This window comes from Microbacterium paraoxydans (assembly GCF_019056515.1).
GTDB lineage: Bacteria > Actinomycetota > Actinomycetes > Actinomycetales > Microbacteriaceae > Microbacterium.
On sequence record NZ_CP064873.1, the window covers coordinates 84,379 to 106,745 of the forward strand.

The window sequence follows — 22,367 nt, forward strand, 5'->3', positions numbered from 1 at the left end:
CGGCACGTCATCGTCGGACGATCGACCGCGAGAGCTCCCCCAGAGATGCTCAGACCGCGGCGGTTCGTTCCGACGAACCCCCGCCGGAGGCACAGAAGCCTCCGGCGGGTAACACAATACCATCACCGGACGGGGAGTACACGCCGTACCCGCACGGATGCCCGGGGTCTCGGGGCCTGTCAGGGGGTGTCGAGTGGAGCGGGCCGTGCTGAGCGGGGAGCGCGCAGCCCGCGGAGCCGGGCGACCAGGATCGTCGCGCGCGTGAGCTCCACGCCGAGCGCGGCGAGGACGACCAGCGCGGCGACCCAGTACAACTCGATCACGTTGCCCACCTCGCCGGCGTCCGCGTAGGCCGTGGTGCTCGACGGTGCGGCGGGGAGCGACGGGGCGACATCCGCCTCCCGGTGCTCGTACTCGACGCCGAGCTGCCCGGCGATCGTCTCGAGGTTGCCCTCGTCGATGACGGACAGCGCGTCCGCACCCTGGTACTGGATGTACTCGGAGTCACTCTGATCGAGGCCCCCCGTCGTCACGCGCATGGGCCCGCCCTCCGCCGTCCCGTATCCGAAGACGGCTCCGGCGTCGGTGTAGCGCGCGCTGTCGGCGAAGGACTCCGGGGCGGACCCCGTGGTCTGCTCGCCATCGCCGAAGTAGAAGACCATGCGCGAACGGTCCGGCGACGACTCCGCCGCGGCGGCGAGGGTCTCGCTCAGCAGCGGAGCGGCCACGCCGATCGAGCTGCCGCGCGACTGGCTCGTGACCTCGGGGCGCAGCACGTCGAGTGAGCCGAGCAGGGCGGTGGTGTCGGTGGTCAGCGGGATCCTCAGCTGGGCTGCCGCATCCGAGGTGAGGAGGGCGAAGCGGGCGCCGGGGTACTCCTCCACGAGCGCGCGCACGTCGGCGCGCACACCGTCGATCCGGGGGGAGCCGTCGTCCCAGTCCTCGGCCACGATGCTCGCGGTGGTGTCGACGACGAGCACGATGTCGGTGTCGGTCGCCAGGGTCTGCGTGGAGCCGCCGGGGAGCCCCGGCCGCAGCAGCATCACGGCGCAGGCGAGCACCATCACGAGGCGCAGCGCCCAGAGGGACCGATGCACGGCGAGGGCGCGTCGGTCGGTCACGACCTCGCCCCCGGCCCGCGGAGCACGCACGAGCATCCAGACCGCCACGCCGGCGACGCCGGCGCACAGCAGCAGGATGAGGAACACGGGGAGCACGGGCTGGAAGATCACAGGCGCACCCTCCACACCAGCACGACGAAGCCGAGCGCGAGGACCGACAGGACGGCGATCCACAGGTTCGGGGTGTCCGTCCAGACCACCTGCGCCTCGCCGCGCAGCGCCGTGGCCTCCTGCTTCTGGACCTCGTCGATGATGTCCCCGACCGTGGTCGTGTCGCGGAGCCCGTAGGCGGCGCCTCCCGTGGCCTCGGCGGCGGCGGCCAGCTCGGCGCTGACGTCGGCGTCCTTGCCCTCGACCGGGTTGATCGCGAACACCCGCACGTCCTGGGAGGCCGCATACGCCGCGGCCTCATCGAGCGTCACGATCGAGGCACCGTTGATCTCGTTGTCCGTCGCGAAGATCACCGACCGCGACCGGTCGTCGTCCGGGTGATCGAAGCCCATGGTGCAGGCCGCGAGTCCGTCGCCGATGAGGGAGGCGCCGTCGCCGTTGAGCGTGCCCAGCCAGTGCTCCGGGATCTCGTCCACGTAGTCGAAGCTCGACATCATGCTCGCGAGGTGCTCGCGGATGAAGTCGTAGTCGTCGGTGAGGGGGAAGATCTGCACGGGAGAGCTGTTGAAGATCGTCAGGCCGATGCGCTCGCCCTCGAAGCCGTCGAGCAGCTCGTCGAACACGGAGAGCACCTCGACGTCGACCTCCGACATCGACCCCGAAACGTCCAGGCAGAGCATGATGTCGCGGCTCGTGTCGACGGGTTGGATCGTCTGGGCGGACATCGGACGCGCGGCCACGACGCCGGCGACCAGCGCGGCCCCCGCACCGAGGGCGAGCAGACCCGTCAGGGCGACGGCGCGACGGGACAGCGCCTGGCGGAAGGACGGCAGCGCTCGCAGCCGCTCCGCCCTGGCCACGCGAGCGGTGTCCGCCGCGCGCCGGTCCCGGTGACGGCGCAGGCCGACCGCGAGACCGATCGCCACCGCGGCGACGACGACCGCCGCGGCGAGGACCGGCATCCAGACGTTCGCTAGTGCCACGCGCGCACCACCGTCCTGGCGGCTTCGGCGCCGGCGACCGGATCGATGGCGGGTCCCTGCCGGAAGATGCTCGGATAGTAGTGGCGGCCCATCGCGTCGATGAGCGCTGGGTGCACGCCGCGGGAGACGAGGTCGTCGAGGGCGAGCACCGGTGCTTCCAGGCCGCTGTACTCGTTGACGAACGTGCGCACGACGCGGCTCAGCTCCAGGTTGGCCTGCCGCGCGGAGAGATGGCGGTCCCGGTAGTCGTGCTCGACGCGGTCGATGCGATCGAGGTACTCCGAGCGCAGGGCGGACAGCACGTCGAGCGTGGACGGCTGGCCGGCATCCGCGGCCGCTCCGGAGGCGGCGGTGCGGGGGCGCGTGAGCCGGAACAGCAGCCACGTGCCGACGATCAGCAGGACCAGGATGCCAAGGGCGAGCAGCATCCATCCCCACCCGTACTGCGCGGGCGGGTAGAGCTCGTCAGAACCGGGCATCGGACCTCCGGTTCAGCAGGTGCAGCAGCTGCGGAACGGCGTCGTCCTGACCGTCGAGCGCGGCGTGGCTGATCTCCATCCGCGCGAGCAGGTCGGCGAGCCGGGCGGCGTCGGCCGCCCGCTGCGCACCGAGCTCGTTCACGATCGTGCGGTCGCCCTGGATGAAATCGGGGACCTCCCAGAGGCTGTCGACGTCGGCGCGCAGCCGGGCGGAACGGTGGTCGAGCACCGGTTCGGCGTCGCGCAGGGTGAGCCAGAGCACGTCGTGCTGCACGCGCAGGCGGCGCAGCAGGCGCTCGGTCTCCGTGGTGACCGGGGCCTCGTCGGTGAGCACGACGACGATCATCCGCCGCGCGATCGTCCGCGTGACGAAGGACAGCAGGGCGTCGCGATCGCTGGGGGCCGCCGCGTCGTCGACCGCGCGGTCGATCGTCCGCAGCGCGTGTTCGAGGGCGCCCTCGCTGCGCCCCGGCGCCAGCCGGCGGACGCGGGAGGCGTCGCCGTAGACGACCGTGAAGTCGTCGCCGTGCCGGAGTGTCAGCACCCCGAGGGCTCCCGTCGCCAGGATGGCCAGGTCCTTCTTCGAGCGCTCGTCCGCGGCGAGAGCGGTCATCGACCGTCCCGTGTCGACGACGAACATCACCGTATGCATGCGCGTGGCCCGAGACCGCTTGACCAACGGTGTGCCGAGGCGGGCGGTCGCGCGCCAGTCGATGTCGCGCACCTGGTCGCCGTACTCGTACTTGCGCAGGTCCTCGAAGTCGAGGCTCCGCCCGTGCAGCAACGACGCGTAGGCGCCGTCGAGCGCGTGCAGCGACTTGCGGTTCGAGTGGATGAAGAGCTTGCTCTTCACCTGCGTGATGAGGCTGGGCATCGGGCGCGGGATCCCTGGACGTGTCGGCGGGTCAGGGGGTGGGCACGGCGGCGAAGATCTGGTCGATGATCTCCTCGCTGCGGATGCCCTCGGCGTCGGCCTCGAACGTCAGCAGCACGCGGTGCCGCAGCACGAGGTGGCGCAGGGCGCGGATGTCCTCGGGAAGGACGTGGGTCCGGCCGCTGAGGAGGGCGAGGGCGCGGGAGGCCTGGAGGAAGGCGATGCTGGCCCGAGGGCTCGCGCCGTACTTGATGAAGCGGGCACGCTCCTCCCCGATGTACGGCGCGGGATTCCGGGTCACATACGCGATCGACACGATGTAGTTGCGGATAGCGGGGTCGACGTAGATGCGGCTCGCGACGTCCTGCAGCAGGTGCACGTCGTCCAGGGTGACGGCGCTGTGCACGTGCCGGTCGGGGTCGAGCACTCCCGAGTCGATGCGGCTGAGGATCTCGAACTCCTCCGCCGGGCTCGGGTACTCCACGATCTCCTTGAGGAGGAACCGGTCCATCTGCGCCTCGGGCAGCTCGTAGGTGCCCTCCTGCTCGATGGGGTTCTGCGTCGCGATCACGAGGAACGGCTTCGGCAGCGGGTGGATCTCGCCGCCGATGGTGGTCTGGTGCTCCTGCATCGCCTCGAGCATGGCGCTCTGGGTCTTGGCGCTGGAGCGGTTGATCTCGTCGAGCAGCACGAAGTTCGCGTGCACGGGTCCGAGCACCGTCCGGAAGCTGCCCGTCGCGGCGTCGTAGATCTGGTTGCCCGTGATGTCGCTCGGCAGGAGGTCGGGCGTGCACTGGATGCGCTTGAACTTGGCCTTCACGGTGTCCGCGAGCGTGCTGGCGGCAGTGGTCTTGGCGAGGCCGGGCACGCTCTCCAGGAGGATGTGGCCGCCGGCGATGAGCGCGACGAGCAGGCTGGTGCGCAGGCGTTCCTGGCCCACCATCTTCGCGGAGTACGCGTCGGAGATCGTCTGCAGCACGGCACCGGCGCGCGCCATCTCGGCGTCGGTCGGTGCCGCGGAGCCAGCGGCGGGTGCCGGCGCGGAGATCGGCGCGGCGGACGCGGGCGGCGGCGGGGGTGCGGAGATCGTCGGCGGGGTCTGCGCGTCGGCGTCGGTCATCGGTCTTCGTCTCCCTCGGTCACACGCGGGCCCGCACGGCGCGCCCCTCCGCCGACCAGCGTAATCGCATCCGCGCGGACCGACCTCGACCCGCGCGGGCGGCGCGCTCAGCGCGAGCGCCGCCCGCGCATGCGCGTGATGAGCACGCCGAGCAGGCACAGCGCGCCACCCACGAACATGAGCGGGGTGGGCACCTCCCCGAGGATCAGCCACGACAGGAGGATGGCGAGGGCCGGGACCACGTAGGTCGTCGCTGAGGTCTTCCCCGCGGTGCTGCGCTGCAGCACGTACGCCCAGGTGGTGAAGGCGATGGCGGTGGGGAAGATGCCGAGGTAGACCACCCACAGCGTCGCGTCGAGGGGCGCCGTCTGCACGTCGGCGATCAACGCGCCGAGCCAGGGAAGCAGGGCGATCGTGCCGGCGGCCGCCCCGAGCCAGGTCAGCGTGGTGGCGTCGACCCCCGAGGTGAGCAGGTGTTTCTGCAGCAGGGTGCACCCCGCGTACATGACCGCGGCGAGAAGGGCCAGCAGGAGGCCCGTGAGGTCGGGGCCGGTGCTGCTGGTGGAGTTCATGCCGATGAGGACCACCCCGAGGAAGGCGATGGGGGCGCCGATCACCAGGGGGCGGGGGAATCCCTCCCGGAGGAAGAGACCGCTGAAGACGACGACCATGAGCGGCGCCAGGTTCACGACCATCGCGGCGGTCCCGGCGTCGAGGGTCCGTTCGGCGCTGTTGAGGGCTGTCGGTAACTTACGAAGTTTGAAAGTGCGAAGTTGCCAGTGCGGTCGACTCGCGCCGCGGGAGCCATCGAGCGGGGTCGATGGTCTGCGCTGTATGTCGGCAGGTTCTGGGGGTGGTTCCGAGGTGGGCTCGGAAGTCGCCGGTGAGGTGGGCGGCATCGGTCTAGCCGGATCGTGGGCCAGCGCTGCCAGATTGAGTGCGGGGTTGTCGCAGAGCTCTTGCGCTGCATCCTGGAGTCTGCGGCGGCGTATCAGGGTCCCCGGGGGAAACGCCGACGTCTGTGGGCGAGCGGTTGCGTGGTGCGGGTCGACGTGGGCAGGTGGCTGGCTAGGTTCTCCACGGTCAGTATGGTGGGGTCGGTTTCGGCGACGTCGAACAGGCCCGTTCGCAGCCGGCGGCGCGAAGCTCGGCGGCCTGCGCGTCCGGGTTTTGCTCGCGCTTGGAGACTCGGGCGTAGCCGACTTCATGTGCCATGCCGAAAACGGTACCTCTGCCGTTCCGGCGAGGATTGGTTTCGGCAGGGGGTTTCGGCGGATCGGTTCTCGGCGTGTCGTGCACCTGGTCTGTGGACTTGAGTGCTTCGTGGCGGTGGACTTCGGTCATTCGCTGACGCACGCTTCAGCAGCTAGGGGGCTTTGCCCTCTGGGCGATTACCGTCGCTTGGCCGTCAGTCCTTGGTGAAGTCGTACGCCGCGAGTTCTTACAGGTGGGGGTCTGGTCGGAACAACACCTGTCCGGGGCTGTCCGGGCTGGTGAAGAGTCGGATACCGCGGTCTTCGGCGACGATGACCCCGTCGGCCTTGGTGGTGGTGAGGGCTTGCAGTCCTGTACCGAGCTCGCTGCCTGAGGCCCAATTGCCCGAGGGTGCTTGATACACGAGCTGTCCGTCGGTACCTGCTCCGACGAGGCGTCCATCGCTGAACGCTGCGATGAGGACCATTCTCGGTGCTTCCGGCTCGAGGGTGAAGGTCCTGCCTCCGTCGCGGCTGATGTGCAAGCCGGTGGAGGTGGTCGCGTAGATTACGTCGGGGTCGGCGGGGTCGACGAGGATGTCCCATGCGTCGATGCCGGCGCCGTTGTTCCAGCTGTGTCCGCCGTCGTCGGAGCGGTGGACGATACCGAAGTTGTTCACGTAGATGCGGTTCGGGTCGCGGGGGCTGACGGTGAGGTCGTGGAAGTCGGCTTCACCTGCCAGTGAGACGTTCTGCCAGGTGTCACCGCCGTCGTCGGAACGGATGAGTCCGAGGTTGCCGGACCCGAAGTGGCCGGGACTGTTCTTGCCGGGGTGTCCAGAGGCGTAGAGCGCACCACCGGCGGCGGTGAATCCCATCGCGTCGAAGTCGTTTCCGGCGATGGGGCCGGTGAGTTCTGCATCGCGGGTGAGTGCGTCGAGTTGGTATATGCCGCCGTGACTGGCGATGAGGAGGCCGCCGGTGCCCGGGTTCTCGGCGAGCCCGTGAATGTGTTCGAGGGCGACCTGTGTGTCGTGATCAGGGTCGGTGGGCCCGATGCAACCGGTCAGGATCAACATCGCGGTGGTGGCGAGGGTGAGCGCGGTGACGGCGCGGCGATGGGCGGGATGGGCGGGCATATTTTCTCCAGGGCGCAGATGGGCGACACCGGGTGGCCGTCTGTCGGGGACAGCCACCCGGTGGGGAGGGGACATGCTCACCGTTGGGTGAGCATGTCCTCCATCTGCGCGATCTCGGCTTCCTGGTCGTCGACGATCTTCTGCGCGAGGGCGAGAGCGTCGGGGTTCTCACCCTCGTTCAGCTCGGTCTGCGCCATGTCAATAGCACCCTCGTGGTGGACGATCATCTGCTCGAGGAACAGCGTGGAAGCGGTCTCGCCGTCGGCTTCTTCGAGGGCCGTCATGTCCTCTTCGGACATCATCCCGTCGCTGTGGTCCATGCCTCCCATGCCGGTGTCCTGTCCCCAGGTTTCTAGCCACTGGTTCATGGTCTCGATCTCGGGGGTCTGGGCGGCTTTGATGTCCTCGGCGAGGGCGGCGACTTCCGCATCGACATCGTCCTTGGCCAGCAGCGTGTCGGACATCTCGATGGCCTGCTGGTGGTGCATCGCCATGCCCATCGCGAAGGAGACGTCCGCGTCGTTGAACGTCGCGTCGCTCGCATCGGCGGTCGCGCTGCTGCTGTGGTCCATGCCTTCCATGTCGCTGCTGCCGGCGGTGGTGTCACCGCATCCGGCGAGGACGAGCGCCCCGGCGAGGAGGCCGGCGCTGACGGTGAGAGTGCGGAACTTCATGATTACTCCAATGTCGTGAGGTGGGCGTGTGCGGGCGCGTGAAAGCGCCCCGTGTCTGCGAGGGGCAAACACAGTTCACGTACGACTGATGGAGAGGACGGTCAGGTTCGGCGGGCGGACCGGTGCCCGCACCACTGGATACGTAGCGGGTGGCACGATGGCGGTCCGAGGGAGGAGGAAACCCGGCCCGGGGCGGATGGTGAGGACGATCGCTGCGGCGAGGAGCGCGAGCACGCACGCCATGAATCCCATGGCGTCCATATCGCCCGCGCACCCATCTCCATCAGAGCAGGGCGCCGCGGCACCGGGCTGTGCCGTCACGGGGGTTGCATCGTGAGTCCCGCTGTCGTGGTGCGTGATGTGTGCGCCAGCGGTGACGGCTGCGTGGTGTGCCGGGCCGGTGCTGAGCACGTGCATGCCGAGCAGTCCGATCAGCACGCCGAGCACCAGCGTGGAGGTGAACAGGACAGCGCGCAGCAGCGACGGGCGCCGGTTCATCCAGCGACGCGGTTCCGTTGCCCGCATGCGACGTCCTCCTTCCTGCACGACGGGACCCTACAGAGCTGTCCTGTCAGCTCCCCTGAAGTACCGCGCTAGGGGTGACGTCGGGGCGCAGGTCGAGCCGGCGCAGCAGCTGCGCGTTGAGGGCGACGACGATCGTCGATAGCGACATCAGGATCGCACCGACCGACATCGGCAGCACGAAACCGACCGGGGCGAGGATGCCCGCCGCCAGCGGTACGGAGATGAGGTTGTACCCCGCCGCCCACCACAGGTTCTGCTTCATCTTCCGGTAGCTCGCCCGCGACAGCTCCATCACCGTCAGCACGGAACGCGGGTCGTCGCTGGCGAGGATGACGGTGTAGCCGGCCTCGTCAACGGCCACGCGGACGGCGTCGAGGCGCAGCGGAGCGCTGCTGTGAACGGTGACAGTCGATACCCCACCGGCATTCAGGTCAACGCTCACCTGCTCGACCTCGTCGAGGGCAGAGAGTTCTTCGGTGACGCTACTCACGCAGTGCCCGCACGTCATACCCTCCACCAGAATCTGCGTCGTCGCCCCGGCCGGCGCGGCGGTCTTCTGCGCGGGCGCTTCCGGGGCCGCGCAGCAACTGCACCCGGCACCGGAGTCCTTCAGTCCCAGTTCGACACGTTCAATCGTCATCAAGGATTCCTCTCGTCGGAATGGTCAGGAGCGCACAAGCCGGGCGATCGCAGCGTTCGCCTCGCGGACTTTCTCCTCCGCCACCGCCCCGCCCTGCGCGGTGGCCTCGGCAACGCAGTGGCTGAGATGATCACCGAGTAGCGAAAGGGCGACAGCCTCGAGCGCCTTCGTCGCCGCGGACACCTGAGTGAGGATGTCGATGCAGTAGTCGTCGTTCTCCACCATCCGTGCGATGCCCTGCACCTGACCCTCCGCCCGACGCAACCGTTTCAACAGCGCGCCCTTGTTATCCGCATACCCGTGCATGGCGGTCATACTATACCCGAGGGGGGTATATCAACCCCCTTCGGTGCACCCCCTTCCTCGCCCTAGCGTCACCTGCGCCGGGGAGAGCCCCGGGGAAGGGGAAACAGTCATGACTGTCGCAGATCAGATGCTCGCCACCCATCCGAAGGTCGGCTCCGCCGCAGCACAGGACACACTGCTGCGCTGTATCGAGGCGTGCGTGGAATGCGCGCAGGCGTGTACCGCCTGCGCCGACGCGTGCCTCGGAGAGGACATGGTCGCCGAGCTGGTCACGTGCATCCGCAGAAACGCTGACTGTGCCGATATCTGCGCGGCCACGGGCGCAGTACTCTCCCGGCAGACCGAGCCCGACGCGGCGACCGTCCGCGCGCTCCTCGAAGCGTGCCGCATGGCCTGCGCGTCCTGCGCGTCCGAGTGTGAGCAGCACGCCGACATGCACGAACACTGCCGGGTGTGCGCCGAGTCCTGCCGCCGCTGCGAGCAGGCGTGTGCCGACCTGCTGGCCGCGCTGTAACCCGCCGCCGCGCCACAACCCAGGGTGCTGCTGAGCAGCAGCGCGCTCGTCGCACCACCAACCTCACGGGCGGCGCATCGCCGACGACCGCTTGCCCCGTCCTCAGCGCCCGCGCCCGCCACCGATTGCACCAGGAGAACCATGACTTCCAACGAGCAGCACGGAACGCACGCCCACCAGAACCCTCAGGGTAGTGATCACTCGAAGGAGAGCAAGCACGGCTCCGGCGGGCACTCATGGAAGATGTACCTGCGGTTCGGGGCGATGATCCTCACCGGCATGGTCGTCATGTACTGGGTGATGTTCGTCGGCTCCTGGGAATGGAGCCACGTCCGCTTCAGCGAGAGTCGCGTGTTCATGGCCCTCACCATGGGCGGCACCATGGGGTTGGTGATGCTGGCCTGGATGCTCAACATGTACAAGAACACCAAGGCGAACATCGCCGTCGTCGCCGCCAGCGTGCTGCTCATCGGCGGCGGGATAGCCTTCGACCGCAGCCAGATCACCGTCGACGACACCGACTGGATGAGCGCGATGATCCCTCACCACTCGCTTGCCATCACCCGCTCCGAGCGGGCCCAGATCCAGGATGTCCGCGTCTGCGAACTCGCCGCCGAGATCAGCAAGGCGCAGCGGAACGAGATCCTCGAGATGGACTGGCTGATCGACGACATCCAGCGCAACGGCGTCGCCGACACCGTGGAGGAAGCGGAGGCGCGGCCCGCGCCCACCTTCGACCGGACGGCGCAACGCCAGTGCCCCACCCAGTAACCAGGGCGTCTCACAAAACAAAAGCTTTTCAAGACGCCTCTGACATCCCGTGGGTTGAGCACCGCGACCGGCGTGCTTCCGGCATGCAGGGTGTCTCGGGAACTCGTCTCAACGAGAATTGTCTCAGCACTGTCCCTGGTGAGGGTTTTCGAGTCAGAATGATCGGGTGAGGCTTCTCGGATACACCCGCGTAAGCACGGCGGCCCAGGATGCGCAGCTTCAGCTCGACGCGCTCATCGGCGCCGGCGTGCAGAGACGAGATGTGTTCTCGGATGTCACCTCCGGAAGTCGTGCGGCGGTTGAGCGGCCCGGCATGAAGCGTCTCCTCAACTACGCGGAGGCAGACGACACGGTCGTGGTGTGGAGGGTGGACCGGTTGGGGCGCTCCCTGATCGATGTTCTCAACACGGTGAATCTCTTGCGCGAACGTGACGTTCATGTGCGATCGATTTCCGATGGCATCGATCCGGCGACGTCGACGGGGCGGTTGATGCTGAACATGCTCGCCACCCTCGCCGAGTACGAACGCGAGCTCATCGTCGAACGGGTCAATGCGGGCATTGCAGCCGCCCGCCAGAACGGCACGAAGTTCGGCCGGCCCGCTTCCGATCCGGCCGTGATCGCCGAGAAGCTCCAGGTCGTCGCCGACGCACGCAAACGCGGCCGCACTGCAGAAGACGCAGCCCGGCTCGTCGGGTGGAGCCGAGCGACCCTGTACCGGCACCAGCGAATCCACGCCCCGCGCGAGCACGTCCCGATGTAGATGTCATGGATGGCCAGGAAAGGTGGCGGTTGCTTCGACTGCACGTCGAAGACCAGGTGCCCCTCGCGGCGATCGCCCGCGGCACGGGAGTCAGCACCCGCACACTGCAGCGCTGGCACCACCTCTACCGAGCCGGAGGGATTTCCGCCCTCGACCCGCACACTCGCGCCGACGCCGGAAAAAGGCGCACTGCTCCTGACACCGTGGCGTTCGTCGAGTGGCTCGCGCTGACCAAGCCCCGCCCCAGCCTGGCAACCCTGCATCGACTCACCGCCGAGTTTGCACGACTCCACGAGCTTTCCGCGCCAAGCTATGCCACCGTGCGAGAGATCGTGCTCTCCCTCGATCCCGCCCTTGTCACTCTGGCCCTCGATGGGCCCAAGTCATACCGAGACCGGCACGAGCTCGTATACCGGCGCCGCGCTGAACGACCGAACCAGATCTGGCAGGCTGACCACACCGAACTCGACATCCTCATCGCCGGAGCGGACGGGAAACCTGACCGACCCTGGCTAACAACGGTGCTGGATGACTACTCCCGCGCTATCTGCGGGTACACCGTCTTCACCGGCGCACCCTCCGCCCTCAACACCGCGCTCGCACTGAGGCAAGCGATCTGGCGCAAAACCGATCCCGCATGGGCGATGTGCGGGCTCCCTGACATCCTCCACGTCGACCACGGCTCCGACTTCACCAGCCGCCATCTCGAACGCACCGCGGTCGCGCTGCACTTCCGCATCATTCACTCCGCTGTCGCCCGCCCTCAGGGGCGCGGGAAGATCGAGCGGTTCTTCGGCACCATCAACACCGAACTCCTCGCCACCCTGCCCGGCCACCTCGGCCCTAACCACCGCTCGCCCCGACCCGCACTCGACCTCCCCGCCCTAGACCGCGCTATCGGCTCGTTCGTCACCACATACAACGAACGACCCCACCGCGAACTCGGCACCTCCCCTCGAGACGCATGGATTGCGGACGGCTGGCTGCCGCGAATGCCGGACACCCTCGACGACCTCGACGGGCTCCTCCTCACCGTTCCAAAGAACCGGGTGGTGCAACGCGACGGCATACATTTCCAGGGCCAGCGCTACCTTGCACCCACCCTCGCACCCTTCGTCGGGCGCACCGTCACCATCCGCTACGACCCCCGCGACATCTCCGAAGTTCGCGTCTACGACCACGACTCGTTTATTTGCATCGCCGTCGACGAAGCCCACCCGAACCTCCGACTCAGCCTCCGCGACGTCGAAACTGCTCGCCGCGCACGCCGCCGCGAACTGCGCCGTGCGATCAACGACCGCATCCCCACCACAGCTCCTCGGGAAGAGCCACGGGAAGCACCGCCCCCGCGCCGACGGCCGCGGCTGCGCACCTATGAAGAGGACGACTGATGAGCGAAGCATTCATCATCACCAAGGAACACCGCCGCTTCCGAGAGTTCGCGAACGCCGTCCGCAAAGAGCACACCATCGGCATCTGCCACGGCGACGCGGGCGTCGGGAAGACTAACTCCGCTCGCCGTTACGCGAACTGGGATGCGCTTGAACCCTTCCTCATGCGATGGGGACCACGCGGCGACGATGACGCGAAACACTATGCACTCGCCAACCGTTCGCGCGCCGTCTTCTACACCCCCGAGGTTCTCTGCCGACCCAAGGACCTCATGCATGACATTGAACGCTGGGAAAGCAAGGTCGGCGTCTGTGCGGACGAACACCTCCGCACCCTCGATCCCGAACCTCTCCCGCCCGGACGCTCCGCACATCTCGTCGAACTGCTCATCATCGACGAAGCCGAGCGACTCACTGCCACCGCCCTAGAGCTACTTCGCGACAAACACGACCGCACCCACATCGCGATCATCCTCATCGGCATGCCCGGCATCGACCAGCGCTTCCGCCACTACCCCCAGCTCTACAGCCGCCTCGGTTTCTCCCACCACTACCGCTCCCTCGCGCGAGACGAGCTGCTCTTCGTCCTCGACCGCCACTGGAAACGGCTTGGGCGCACTCTCGATCCTGACGACTTCACCGACGCTCAAGCCATCGCCGCGATCGAGCGCATCACCCGTGGAAACTTCCGCCTCCTCGAGCGACTCTTCCCCCAGATCATCCGCGTCCTCAAGATCAACGACCTTGAGACCATCACCGACGATGTCGTAGAAGCTGCCGCTAGCGTCCTCGTCATCGGCACCTAGCGACATCGAACGGTCTCAGAAAACCGCCGTGCATCACCCAACTCCACACACCTGGTCGTCGACGTCGACGAGGCCACCGAAAACGATCGTTATCGGCGGGGCTGGTCTGGCCCTGGTCGCGGCTGATTCCGCTCGGCGCGAAGCTGAGCTTCTACTCGGTCTCGCGCTCTCCGTTCGGTGCGGTCCGCTCGCAGGATCGATCGGATGACGAACCAGAAGAACCCGGCGATCCCTATCGTGGGGATGATGGACCAGACGGCGTTGACCCAGTAGTTGTCGAGGGCCATGCGTTGTTCCTTGGTGGTTCGCGCCAGATGAGGGCGGCTCCGATGATGGCGAGGACGACCGCTGTTTCGGAGCTCCCGACGGTGGAGGTCCAGAACGAACTCGCGGTGGTCGTCAGGTCGATGGTGAAGTGGGTGGCGAACAACACAGCCGCCAGCAAGACGATGAGTGTCCCAAGCCGCACGAGCCGACGATGCCGCTGGAGGGGAGATCGTCGGGCCGAGAGGCGGTTACCCGTGGGCTGTTTGGTCCGGTGTGGTGTGAGGTGGTGGAGGTTCACGAGAACATCGCTCCGATGAGGAAGAAGCTGCCGATAGCGAGCAGGACAGCGAGAACGGTGGCACCGGCGATGAAGACGGACATGTGCCGGAAGGGGTTGCGCCGTTGAATCATGGTCGGGATCTTTCGCGCGTCATCGGGCCGGTGCCAGGACCGTGGTTGTGTCGGGCGTGATCTCGACGATGCCCCTGTCGTCGACGACGAGGAACCGGTCCTCTGCGAGGGCTGTGAAGGCTTGCGCGGCGCCCTGGAGGTGTTCGAGGCTCTCCCAGGTGCCATCGGGCTGCTGTACCCAGAGGGCACTGTCAGTTCCTATCCCGGCTAGCGTCCCGTCCGGTTGTGCGTCGAGGGTGTAGAGCAGCGGGGCGTCGGGGACGGGGGTGAAGGTCGCGCCGTTGTCGGTGCTGAGGAGGAGGCCTTCTTCCGCTGCCGCGTAGACGCCGTTGTCGGTTGCGGCGAGATCCGCGGCCGAGAGGGCGGCCCCCGTCGACCACGTGTCGCCGTTGTCGGCGCTGATGAGCACATCGACGCTGTCGGAGGCGATTCCGAAGAGGGTGCCGTCGGTTGCGGCTGTGAGGGTGTGGAAGTCAGTCGTGCCGTTGAGGGCGATCGGCGACCAGGATTCGCCGTAGTCGTCGCTGCGGATGATGCCGAGGTTCGGGGCGCCGAGGTTGGGCGGCGTCTGGGTACCCGGGTGCCCGGACGCGAACAGCACGTCGCCGTGGACGGTGAAGCCCATCGCGTCGAAGTCGTGGCCTCCGATCGGACCGCTGACGGCGCCTTCAGATGTGAGGGTGAAGATCCCTCCGTGCGTGGCGACGAGGTAGTTCTCTCCACGAGGGTCGGGGGCGATGCCGTGGATGTGCTCGATGACGGGGGGCGCGGCACCGGTGGGGGCGAGCTGTGGTGCGGCGCAGCCGGTGAGGGTCAGGATCGCTGCAGTGAGCGAGAGGGCGGACAGGGGTCTGCGGCGGTTCATGGAACTCCGAAGTAGCAGCGGGATGCGGCTGAGACGCACCCCCAGAGGGTGAGGATGGCGCGGGGTCGCACGCGCGCCCCGTGATGTCGAGCGATGTCGAGTGACGCCGTGGGGCGCGGGTAGATGCCGCGCCCCACGGGTCGGGTCACAGAGTGGCGAGGATGTCTTCCATCTCGGAGATCTCGCTGGTCTGCGCGTCGATGATCGTCTCGGCCAGCGCGACAGCGTCGCTGTTCTGGCCGTTGTCGACTTCCTCCTGCGCCATCTCCACGGCGCCCTGGTGGTGCTGGATCATCTGCTCCAGGAACAGACGCCCGGCGTCTGAGCCGGAGGCGTCTTCGAGGGCCTGCATGTCGTCCTCGGACATCATGCCGTCGCCGTGATCCATGCCCTCCATGCTGGAGGTGTCCGCACCCCACTCTTCGAGCCACTGATCCATCTTCTGGATCTCGGGCTCCTGGGCGGCCTTGATCTTCTCTGCAAGCGCGACGACACGCTCGTCGACGCCGTCCTTGCTCAGCAGCATGTCGGACATCTCGATCGCCTGGGCGTGGTGTTCCTTCATCATGCTCGCGAACATGATGTCGGCATCGTTGGCGTCCGCGGAGGCGGGGGCGGAGCTGCTGCTGCCGCCGTGGTTCATGCCTTCCATGTCACCGCCGGAGGTGGTGCCGGCGCACCCGACGAGGGCGAGCAGGGCGGTGAGGGTGACTGCGGCGGATGCCGCGAAACGGGTCTTCATGATGTTTCTCTCCAAGAGTCGGTGATGAAGCGCCCAGCAAGGATGCTGAGCGCAAGGGCAGTGCCGGCAAGACGCGGCACGCCGGTGATCACGTACGACTGATGCAGAGAACGGTGAGCGAAGGCGGCTTGAATGAGTGCAGAGCTCCGTGAGTCCGGGCGGGCGTCGTGGGCTGTGCGAGCGCGTGGATCAGCTGACGCCACCACCCGGTGGGGCGTGCGAGCAGAATGACGGCGACGAGGAGGGCGAGCACGCACGCCATCCACGCCATCCCGTGATCGTCCGAGCACGTCGCACACCCCGCGTCCGCAGCCGCAGAACCCGGAGCCGACTGCGAAAGGTGAGTGCCCGCATGGTCGGTGCCGGCCGTGTGGCCGGTGCTGGCAGCGGCGAGGTCGCTGTGTCCGACAGCGACCGTGTCACCGTGCCCGGAGGTCATCGCGTGCGTGTTCATCGAGTGCATCGCCAAGAGCCCACAGATGACCGCGACCGCGACCGCGACGACCGTGAGGAGGGTTCGGGTGAGCGTGCGCTGGTCGTGCACGCGCCGCGCGACTGTGATCAACACCGCTCCACCTCCTTTCCTCCAGGGTACGTCGCCGCCGCGACAACGCCTACCGGGTGATGACCGCTTCTGGGGCGAGGTCCAGTCGTCGCAGCAGCTGCGCGTTCAGCGCGACCACGATCGTGGACAGCGACATCAGCACTGCCCCGACCGACATCGGCAGCACGAACCCGATCGGGGCGAGCACGCCGGCCGCGAGGGGGACGGAGAGCAGGTTGTAGCCGGCTGCCCACCACAGGTTCTGCTTCATCTTGCGGTAGCTGGCGCGGGACAGGTCGATCACCGACAGCACTGATCGGGGGTCGTCGCTGGCGAGGATGACACCGGCGGACGCGATCGCGACGTCCGTGCCCGCACCGATCGCGATACCCACGTCTGCCTGCGCGAGCGCGGGTGCGTCGTTCACCCCATCACCCACCATCGCCACCGAGCGGCCCTCGCCCTGCAGCTCCTTCACCTTCGACGCCTTGTCTTCTGGGCGAACCCCGGCGAAGAACCTGTCGATGCCGAGATCCGCCGCCACGGACGCCGCGACAGCCTCCGCATCACCGGTGATCATGACCACCTGCACGTTCCTCTCATGCAAGGCTCGGATCGCCTCCCGGGACTCCGGACGGATCTCATCGGCCAATCGCAGGGCACCGGCCACCGTGCCGTCGACGAGGACGTGCAGGATGATCGCGCCGTCCTCGCGCCACTGATCTGCAACACCCAGCTCGCTCGCGTGCTCCTGCTCGAGCATGTACGGGCCACCGACCTGCACGGTACGGCCGTCGACGCGGGCCTTGACCCCCACCGCCGGCGAGGACTCGAAGTCCTGCGACGCCGCGACAGTCAGGCTCTTTTCCTTCGCGGCGTTGACGATTGCACGAGCGAGGGGATGCTCCGAATCGGCCTCGGCCGCGGCAGCGAGGGCGAGCAGTTCGTCCGCGCTCAGGGAGCCTGCCGGTTCGATGGCGGTGACCGCGGGGGCGCCCTTGGTCAGTGTGCCGGTCTTGTCGAACAGCACCGTGTCCACGGTGCGCATGCTCTCCAGCGCGAGACGATCCTTCACCAGGACACCAGCCCTGGCGGCACGTTCGGTCGCGATGGACACGACGAGCGGGATCGCGAGACCGAGTGCGTGCGGGCAGGCGATCACCAGCACCGTGATCGTCCGAACCACGGCCTGATCGGGAAGTCCGACGAGCGTCCACACGATCGCGGTGATGACACCGGCACCGAGGGCAAACCAGAACAACCACCCCGCGGCGCGGTCCGCGAGGCGCTGCGCCCGCGACGACGAACTCTGCGCCTCCGTCACCAGCTTCTGAATGCCCGCCAGCGCAGTGTTCTCCCCGACCGCGGTGATCTCCACCCGGACACCGGAGTCAGTGGCAACCGTGCCCGCGATCACCTGATCCCCGTCGGCGCGGCGCACCGGACGGGACTCACCCGTGATCATCGACTCGTCCATGCTCGCCGACCCCTGCACGATCCGCCCATCGGCGGGAACGCGACCGCCGGGGCGGACCACGACGACGTCCCCGACCTGCAGATCGGACGGGGCCACTGTGACAGTGGCATCACCCTCGACCTTCTCCGCCTCGTCGGGCAAGAGCGCGGCAAGAGAGTCGAGCGCGGACGTGGTCTGCGCGAGCGAACGCATCTCGATCCAGTGCCCGAGCAGCATGATGACGATCAGGAGCGCCAGTTCCCACCAGAAGTCCAGCTCGTGGTGCAGCAGGCCGACGCTCGCGCCCCACGAGGCAAGGAACGCGACCGTGATCGCCAGGGCGATGAGCAGCATCATTCCGGGCTTGCGGGAACGCAGCTCACTGACTGCGCCCGTGAGGAACGGGGCGCCACCCCAGACATACATCACCGTGCCGAGAACAGGCGAGATCCACATCACCCATGCCGCATCGGGTAGCGAATACCCGAGCAGCATGGAGAACATCATCGAGAACGCGACCACCGGAACAGCCAGCACGAGCATGATCCAGAACAGCCGCCGGAACTGCCCGACATGATCACCGTGACCCCCGTGCCCCCCATGGCCGCCGTGGCCGCCGTGGCCCGCATGGCCGCCATGTGGGGCATGCCCGTCGTGCTGCGCGTGACCTGCGTGCGGGTCGTGTCCGGCATGCGGGTCGTGGCCTGCATGTGAAACGGGTGCCGCGTGATCTGCTCGGGACTCGTGAGCCACCGTCGGCGGCGTCCCCTCGGCATGCTGTCCGTGGTGGTGCATAGAGGTGTGATCCTGCTGGCTCACGATGAGCCTCCTTCGCTTCAGATGCGTGCAGAGTCGGGTGGAGAGACCCGCCGGTCAGCTGGGCTGAGGCGCGAGCGTGTATCCCGCTTCCTCGACGGCGGCCTTGATGAGCGACGGATCAACCGCCACTGCGCTGTGAATCGTCACACGCGAGGTCGCCCCGGCGTTCAGGGAAACGGTCACGCTCTCGACACCGTCAACGGACGATAATTCGTCGGTCACGCTGGACACGCAATGTGAGCACGTCATCCCGTCAACGAAGACGTCCCGGGCGAGAGCCGACTGACTCGTCTCCGCGGCCGCGGCATCAGTCGGGGACGCGCAGCACGCGCACCCTGCGTTGGCGTCCTTCAACCCGAGTTCGATGCGTTCGGTCATTATGCGATCCTCCAGATCTCAGATGGTCAGGAACGGACGAGACGAGCGATAGCGTCATTCGCTTCACGGATCTTCTCCGCCGCAACCTCGCCACCTTCGGCACTAGCCTCCGCGACACAGTGGCTCAAGTGATCGCCCAGCAGCGAGAGCGCGACCGTCTCCAGAGCCCTCGTCGCCGCGGACACCTGCGTGAGGATGTCGATGCAGTACTTGTCCTCATCAACCATTCGAGCGATCCCGCGCACCTGACCCTCGACACGACGCAGACGCTGCTGCAACGCCTCCTTGTTGCCCTCGTATCCGTTCACCCTCTCAGCATACCCCGTGGGGGTATGTGGCGGGGTGGAAGCGTCAGACCTGGGCGCCGAGCGCCACAAGTGGGGGCTGACTCGGCCACCACACGGACTTCTCCACCCGCCCGGCCACGGGACTCAACCAAAAGCGCCTGCCGCAACCCCATTCCGGAGACCGTTAGTGGTGACCTCGGGCTGCTCCCTGACAGAACTACGCCGTAAACGATCGTTTTTGGACGGTTAGTTCTCATCGGCAAAACCCGATATAATCGGTGAATGACGATGACAACTGAGATGACCGCCGCTGTATCGCTGTTCCACTCGCTTGCCGATCACAGTCGCTTGTCGATACTGCGGCGACTGTCGATGGGCGAGGCTCGGGTGAGGGACCTCACCGACGAGCTCGGGTTGGCGCAGTCAACCGTGTCGGAGCACGTGGGATGCCTCCGCGAATGCGGACTTGTCATCGCCCGCAGTGAAGGTCGACAGAACTTTTACTCCGTCTCCACTCCGGAAGTCATCGACATCCTGGAAGCCGCCGAGCGACTCCTCGCCACGACCGGCTACAAGGTCGATCTGTGCAAGACCTACGGGCGTGATGCCCGATGATTGGAACCATCGCGGCCGCCATCGGACTGTTCGCGGCCACGAACATCGACGACATCGTTGTCCTCACGGTGCTGTTTCTCGCGTCGACACGCGGCTCCCTTCCAGGATGGAAAGTCGTTGCAGGGCAATACCTCGGCTTCATCGCTCTCGTCGCGATCAGCGTCATCGCCGCCGCCGGCCTCACCATCGTCCCGGACCAATGGGTCGGATTCTTGGGCCTGATCCCACTCGCAATTGGTGTCTATGGCCTGATCCGAACCCTCCGGCGCCGGGGCGACGATGACGACGACGACAGTGCGATCAGCGCAGGAGGACTGTTCGGAGTCGCCGGCATCACGATCGCCAACGGCGCCGACAACATCTCCCTCTACACGCCGGTCTTCCGCACCAACCCCGTTCCGGACACCATCGTCACCATCATCGTCTTCTTGGTGCTCGTCGCCGTGTGGTGCCTCGTCGCGCGCTTCGTCGGCACCAACAAGACCGTCACAGAAGCATTGGAGAAGATCGAGCATTGGCTCGTGCCCGCCGTTTTCATCGGGCTCGGCCTGTACATCCTGATCGAGTCGGGCGTAGTCCTCCGTCTCATCGACGTTCTGTCATGACCAAGGTCGCCAGACTGGCCGTCGCCGCCGGTGCCATCGCTGCAGCGTTCGCGATCGACCAACTCACGAAGGCCTGGGCACTGTCCTTTCTGGGTAACGGCGAGGAGATTGAACTCGGCCTCGGGGTGAGCCTTCGTCTCGTGTTCAATCCCGGCGTCGCCTTCGGTCTCGGTGGGGACGTGGGAGCACCTCTCGTCGTCGGCATCATGGCACTCACCACCGGACTTCTGGCCTGGATAGTCGTCCGAGCTGTGCGCGGACGCAACATGGGCCCCACCGCTCTTCTGGCCGTCGCGGCCGGTGGGGCGATAGGCAACCTGTGGGACCGCACTACTCGCGCGCACACCGAACCGCTTAGTGGAGAGGTCGTCGATTTCATCGCCGTCGACTGGTTTGCCGTCTTCAACATGGCTGACGTCTTCACCACCCTCGGCCTCCTCGGATGGGCCGTCCTGCTCCTGCTGCACCGCGACCAGGCCTGGGACGCCGAGGCCGTGCGGCCGCTGCGCGAAGCCGTCTCCGACAAGATCCAGACCACGCTCCTCGCGCGCTGAGCAACGAGAAGGGGGCGGGATCGCTGATGCGATCCGCCCCTCTCATGTGTCCGGTCAGACGGTGGCCGGGGCGCGGCCGATCTGGAGCACCTGAGCCGGCGGGGCACAACAGGCACCGCCCAGAGATGCCCCGGAAGCATCGAACAGTCCGGCACCGCCGCATACCCCCGTGTCGGGCAGCACCAGCTCGACCCGTCGAGCGGCCTCGTGGTCGCCCGCGAGCTCCGCGACGACGCTGCGCACCTGCTCGTACCCGGTGAGCGCGAGAAAGGTGGGTGCCCGCCCGTAGGACTTTGCGCCCACGAGGTAGAAGTCAGGCTCCGGCTGGGCAAGGTCGGCAGCTCCCGTCGCGGCGACCGAACCGCAGGAATGCACGTTCGGATCGACCTCCGCAGCGATCCGCACGGGCGCCTGCAACGTGGGGTCCAGTTCCAACCGCAGCTCCGACAAGAACGACAGATCGGGGCGGAAGCCGGTGAGCACCACGACGCGATCGGCGCTGAGTGTGCGGCCATCCTCTGCGACGAGGACCGGCCGGCCCTCCTCCGTCGTGACGCGCTCGACGCGGAACCTGGTCACGAGCGACACCAGCCCAGCGTCGACGAACTCCTTCGCCTTGATCCCCAGCGCCCCACGTGCCGGCAGCTCGTCGGCCTCACCACCCCCGAAGGCGTTCCCGGCGGTGGCGCGGCGCAGCGCCCACGTCACTGTGGTGGTCGGGTCGCGGCGCGCCATGCGGGCCAGCGCGAGGACCGCCGTCACCGCCGAGTGCCCGGAACCGATGACGACCGTGTGCTTCCCCTCGAACCTCTCACGGTCCCGGAAGTCGGGGATGCAATACGACAGCAACCCGGCCGCAGCCCGCTCTCCCAGCGCGGGCAGACCGTCCGCGCCCGCGGGGTTGGGCGAGGACCACGTGCCCGAAGCGTCGATCACCGCGCGCGCCTGCAACCGATACTCCTCCCCCTCACTCGGCTGCACGTGCACGGTGAAAGGCTGATCGCCGCGGCCCGCGTCAACGAGACGGTCACGACCCAGACGGGACACCCCGACAACCCGAGAGCCGTACCGAACGCGATCGCCCAGCTCAGCAGCAAGCGGCGCGAGATAGCCGCTGATCCACTGCGCACCGGTCGGATACCCCGTCGTAGGCGCTGCCCATCCGGTGAGCTCGAGAATCCGCGCCCCGGCCGTGTCGATCAACTCCGGCCACTCCGAGAACAAGCGCACATGCCCCCACTCGGCAACCGCCGATGCCGGGCCAGCCCCAGCCTCCAATACAACGACCGGCAGGTCTCGCTCGACCAGGTGGGCGGCAGCCGCGAGCCCCTGCGGGCCGGCACCGATCACCACGACAGGCAACGCGCTCTCCATCACACTCGCTCCTCAACGCATCGACAGAACTCGATTGATC

At 67.4% G+C, this 22,367-nt stretch carries 28 protein-coding genes; 9 read left to right on the forward strand and 19 right to left on the reverse strand.

The window, feature by feature from the left end:
• Positions 1 to 179: 179 nt before the first annotated feature.
• The 12 genes from IZR02_RS00410 to IZR02_RS00465 all read right to left on the reverse strand — a co-directional run bounded on the left by IZR02_RS00410 (position 180) and on the right by IZR02_RS00465 (position 9,165).
• On the reverse strand, positions 180 to 1,232 hold the full coding sequence (locus IZR02_RS00410) for a VWA domain-containing protein (RefSeq protein WP_025105213.1): 1,053 nt from the start codon (positions 1,230 to 1,232) through the stop codon (positions 180 to 182).
• Entirely contained in the window at positions 1,229 to 2,215 is a 987-nt protein-coding gene (locus IZR02_RS00415) for a VWA domain-containing protein (protein WP_231729545.1), read from the reverse strand. The genes IZR02_RS00410 and IZR02_RS00415 overlap by 4 nt, the downstream gene beginning before the upstream one ends.
• Positions 2,206 to 2,694, reverse strand: coding sequence for a hypothetical protein (locus IZR02_RS00420; RefSeq protein ID WP_025105215.1), 489 nt, complete (start codon positions 2,692 to 2,694; stop codon positions 2,206 to 2,208). Before IZR02_RS00420 ends, IZR02_RS00415 begins: the two co-directional genes overlap by 10 nt.
• A complete protein-coding gene (locus IZR02_RS00425; protein WP_025105216.1) occupies positions 2,681 to 3,568 on the reverse strand; it encodes a DUF58 domain-containing protein in 888 nt (295 codons plus the stop codon). The genes IZR02_RS00420 and IZR02_RS00425 overlap by 14 nt, the downstream gene beginning before the upstream one ends.
• 31 nt (positions 3,569 to 3,599) lie before the next feature.
• The gene (locus tag IZR02_RS00430; RefSeq protein WP_025105217.1) at positions 3,600 to 4,688 is read right to left on the reverse strand and encodes an AAA family ATPase; all 1,089 of its coding nucleotides are present in this window, start codon (positions 4,686 to 4,688) and stop codon (positions 3,600 to 3,602) included.
• Between the two features lie 107 nt (positions 4,689 to 4,795).
• Positions 4,796 to 5,587, reverse strand: coding sequence for a DMT family transporter (locus IZR02_RS00435; RefSeq protein ID WP_025105218.1), 792 nt, complete (start codon positions 5,585 to 5,587; stop codon positions 4,796 to 4,798).
• A 184-nt stretch (positions 5,588 to 5,771) separates the two neighbouring features.
• Positions 5,772 to 6,032 carry a hypothetical protein gene (locus IZR02_RS17825; protein WP_231729549.1) on the reverse strand — a complete coding sequence of 87 codons (261 nt, stop codon included), beginning with the start codon at positions 6,030 to 6,032 and terminating at the stop codon, positions 5,772 to 5,774.
• Between the two features lie 97 nt (positions 6,033 to 6,129).
• Complete coding sequence (locus tag IZR02_RS00445) at positions 6,130 to 7,020, reverse strand: F510_1955 family glycosylhydrolase (protein WP_025105219.1); 891 nt, start codon at positions 7,018 to 7,020, stop codon at positions 6,130 to 6,132.
• Positions 7,021 to 7,097: 77 nt separating this feature from the next.
• Positions 7,098 to 7,694, reverse strand: coding sequence for a DUF305 domain-containing protein (locus IZR02_RS00450; RefSeq protein ID WP_025105220.1), 597 nt, complete (start codon positions 7,692 to 7,694; stop codon positions 7,098 to 7,100).
• A 75-nt stretch (positions 7,695 to 7,769) separates the two neighbouring features.
• A complete protein-coding gene (locus IZR02_RS00455) occupies positions 7,770 to 8,219 on the reverse strand; it encodes a DUF6153 family protein (RefSeq protein WP_126894224.1) in 450 nt (149 codons plus the stop codon).
• A gap of 46 nt (positions 8,220 to 8,265) precedes the next feature.
• On the reverse strand, positions 8,266 to 8,859 hold the full coding sequence (locus tag IZR02_RS17830) for a heavy-metal-associated domain-containing protein (RefSeq protein WP_025105222.1): 594 nt from the start codon (positions 8,857 to 8,859) through the stop codon (positions 8,266 to 8,268).
• Positions 8,860 to 8,883: 24 nt separating this feature from the next.
• Positions 8,884 to 9,165 (reverse strand): metal-sensitive transcriptional regulator, encoded by a 282-nt coding sequence (locus tag IZR02_RS00465; protein WP_025105223.1) that lies wholly within the window; start codon positions 9,163 to 9,165, stop codon positions 8,884 to 8,886.
• 109 nt (positions 9,166 to 9,274) lie between these two features.
• Here IZR02_RS00465 and IZR02_RS00470 point away from each other — a divergent pair, with 109 nt between their 5' ends.
• From IZR02_RS00470 to IZR02_RS00490, 5 genes are all read left to right on the forward strand, one after another.
• On the forward strand, positions 9,275 to 9,679 hold the full coding sequence (locus tag IZR02_RS00470; protein ID WP_025105224.1) for a four-helix bundle copper-binding protein: 405 nt from the start codon (positions 9,275 to 9,277) through the stop codon (positions 9,677 to 9,679).
• A 141-nt stretch (positions 9,680 to 9,820) separates the two neighbouring features.
• Complete coding sequence (locus IZR02_RS00475; RefSeq protein ID WP_197426480.1) at positions 9,821 to 10,450, forward strand: DUF305 domain-containing protein; 630 nt, start codon at positions 9,821 to 9,823, stop codon at positions 10,448 to 10,450.
• 166 nt (positions 10,451 to 10,616) lie between these two features.
• Entirely contained in the window at positions 10,617 to 11,213 is a 597-nt protein-coding gene (locus tag IZR02_RS00480; protein ID WP_025105226.1) for a recombinase family protein, read from the forward strand.
• A gap of 5 nt (positions 11,214 to 11,218) precedes the next feature.
• Positions 11,219 to 12,604, forward strand: a complete 1,386-nt coding sequence (locus IZR02_RS00485; RefSeq protein WP_025105227.1) for a Mu transposase C-terminal domain-containing protein — start codon at positions 11,219 to 11,221, stop codon at positions 12,602 to 12,604.
• On the forward strand, positions 12,604 to 13,410 hold the full coding sequence (locus IZR02_RS00490) for an AAA family ATPase (protein ID WP_025105228.1): 807 nt from the start codon (positions 12,604 to 12,606) through the stop codon (positions 13,408 to 13,410). The genes IZR02_RS00485 and IZR02_RS00490 overlap by 1 nt, the downstream gene beginning before the upstream one ends.
• 697 nt (positions 13,411 to 14,107) lie before the next feature.
• Here the strand turns inward: IZR02_RS00490 and IZR02_RS00495 are convergent.
• The 4 genes from IZR02_RS00495 to IZR02_RS00510 form a co-directional block, all read right to left on the reverse strand.
• Complete coding sequence (locus IZR02_RS00495) at positions 14,108 to 14,953, reverse strand: F510_1955 family glycosylhydrolase (RefSeq protein ID WP_217316538.1); 846 nt, start codon at positions 14,951 to 14,953, stop codon at positions 14,108 to 14,110.
• Between the two features lie 145 nt (positions 14,954 to 15,098).
• Positions 15,099 to 15,695 carry a DUF305 domain-containing protein gene (locus IZR02_RS00500; RefSeq protein WP_025105230.1) on the reverse strand — a complete coding sequence of 199 codons (597 nt, stop codon included), beginning with the start codon at positions 15,693 to 15,695 and terminating at the stop codon, positions 15,099 to 15,101.
• 88 nt (positions 15,696 to 15,783) lie between these two features.
• Positions 15,784 to 16,263, reverse strand: coding sequence for a DUF6153 family protein (locus IZR02_RS00505; RefSeq protein WP_025105231.1), 480 nt, complete (start codon positions 16,261 to 16,263; stop codon positions 15,784 to 15,786).
• Between the two features lie 46 nt (positions 16,264 to 16,309).
• Complete coding sequence (locus tag IZR02_RS00510) at positions 16,310 to 18,238, reverse strand: heavy metal translocating P-type ATPase (RefSeq protein ID WP_025105232.1); 1,929 nt, start codon at positions 18,236 to 18,238, stop codon at positions 16,310 to 16,312.
• Positions 18,239 to 18,277: 39 nt separating this feature from the next.
• Here IZR02_RS00510 and IZR02_RS18000 point away from each other — a divergent pair, with 39 nt between their 5' ends.
• Positions 18,278 to 18,409, forward strand: a complete 132-nt coding sequence (locus tag IZR02_RS18000) for a hypothetical protein (RefSeq protein ID WP_257721412.1) — start codon at positions 18,278 to 18,280, stop codon at positions 18,407 to 18,409.
• Positions 18,410 to 18,568: 159 nt separating this feature from the next.
• On the opposite strand, the gene IZR02_RS00515 is transcribed toward IZR02_RS18000, so the two are convergent.
• Positions 18,569 to 18,892 (reverse strand): heavy-metal-associated domain-containing protein, encoded by a 324-nt coding sequence (locus IZR02_RS00515; RefSeq protein WP_025105233.1) that lies wholly within the window; start codon positions 18,890 to 18,892, stop codon positions 18,569 to 18,571.
• Positions 18,893 to 18,918: 26 nt separating this feature from the next.
• Complete coding sequence (locus IZR02_RS00520; protein WP_025105234.1) at positions 18,919 to 19,200, reverse strand: metal-sensitive transcriptional regulator; 282 nt, start codon at positions 19,198 to 19,200, stop codon at positions 18,919 to 18,921.
• 261 nt (positions 19,201 to 19,461) lie between these two features.
• On the opposite strand from IZR02_RS00520, the gene IZR02_RS00525 reads away from it, so the two are divergent.
• The 3 genes from IZR02_RS00525 to IZR02_RS00535 are packed head-to-tail and all read left to right on the forward strand — an operon-like array spanning position 19,462 to position 20,953.
• Positions 19,462 to 19,794, forward strand: coding sequence for an ArsR/SmtB family transcription factor (locus tag IZR02_RS00525; RefSeq protein ID WP_025105235.1), 333 nt, complete (start codon positions 19,462 to 19,464; stop codon positions 19,792 to 19,794).
• The gene (locus IZR02_RS00530) at positions 19,791 to 20,399 is read left to right on the forward strand and encodes a cadmium resistance transporter (RefSeq protein ID WP_025105236.1); all 609 of its coding nucleotides are present in this window, start codon (positions 19,791 to 19,793) and stop codon (positions 20,397 to 20,399) included. Before IZR02_RS00525 ends, IZR02_RS00530 begins: the two co-directional genes overlap by 4 nt.
• Positions 20,396 to 20,953: a signal peptidase II gene (locus IZR02_RS00535; protein WP_025105237.1), complete on the forward strand. Its 558-nt coding sequence runs from the start codon at positions 20,396 to 20,398 to the stop codon at positions 20,951 to 20,953. Before IZR02_RS00530 ends, IZR02_RS00535 begins: the two co-directional genes overlap by 4 nt.
• Positions 20,954 to 21,007: 54 nt before the next feature.
• On the opposite strand, the gene IZR02_RS00540 is transcribed toward IZR02_RS00535, so the two are convergent.
• A complete protein-coding gene (locus IZR02_RS00540; protein ID WP_025105238.1) occupies positions 21,008 to 22,327 on the reverse strand; it encodes an FAD-dependent oxidoreductase in 1,320 nt (439 codons plus the stop codon).
• Between the last annotated feature and the right edge of the window lie 40 nt (positions 22,328 to 22,367).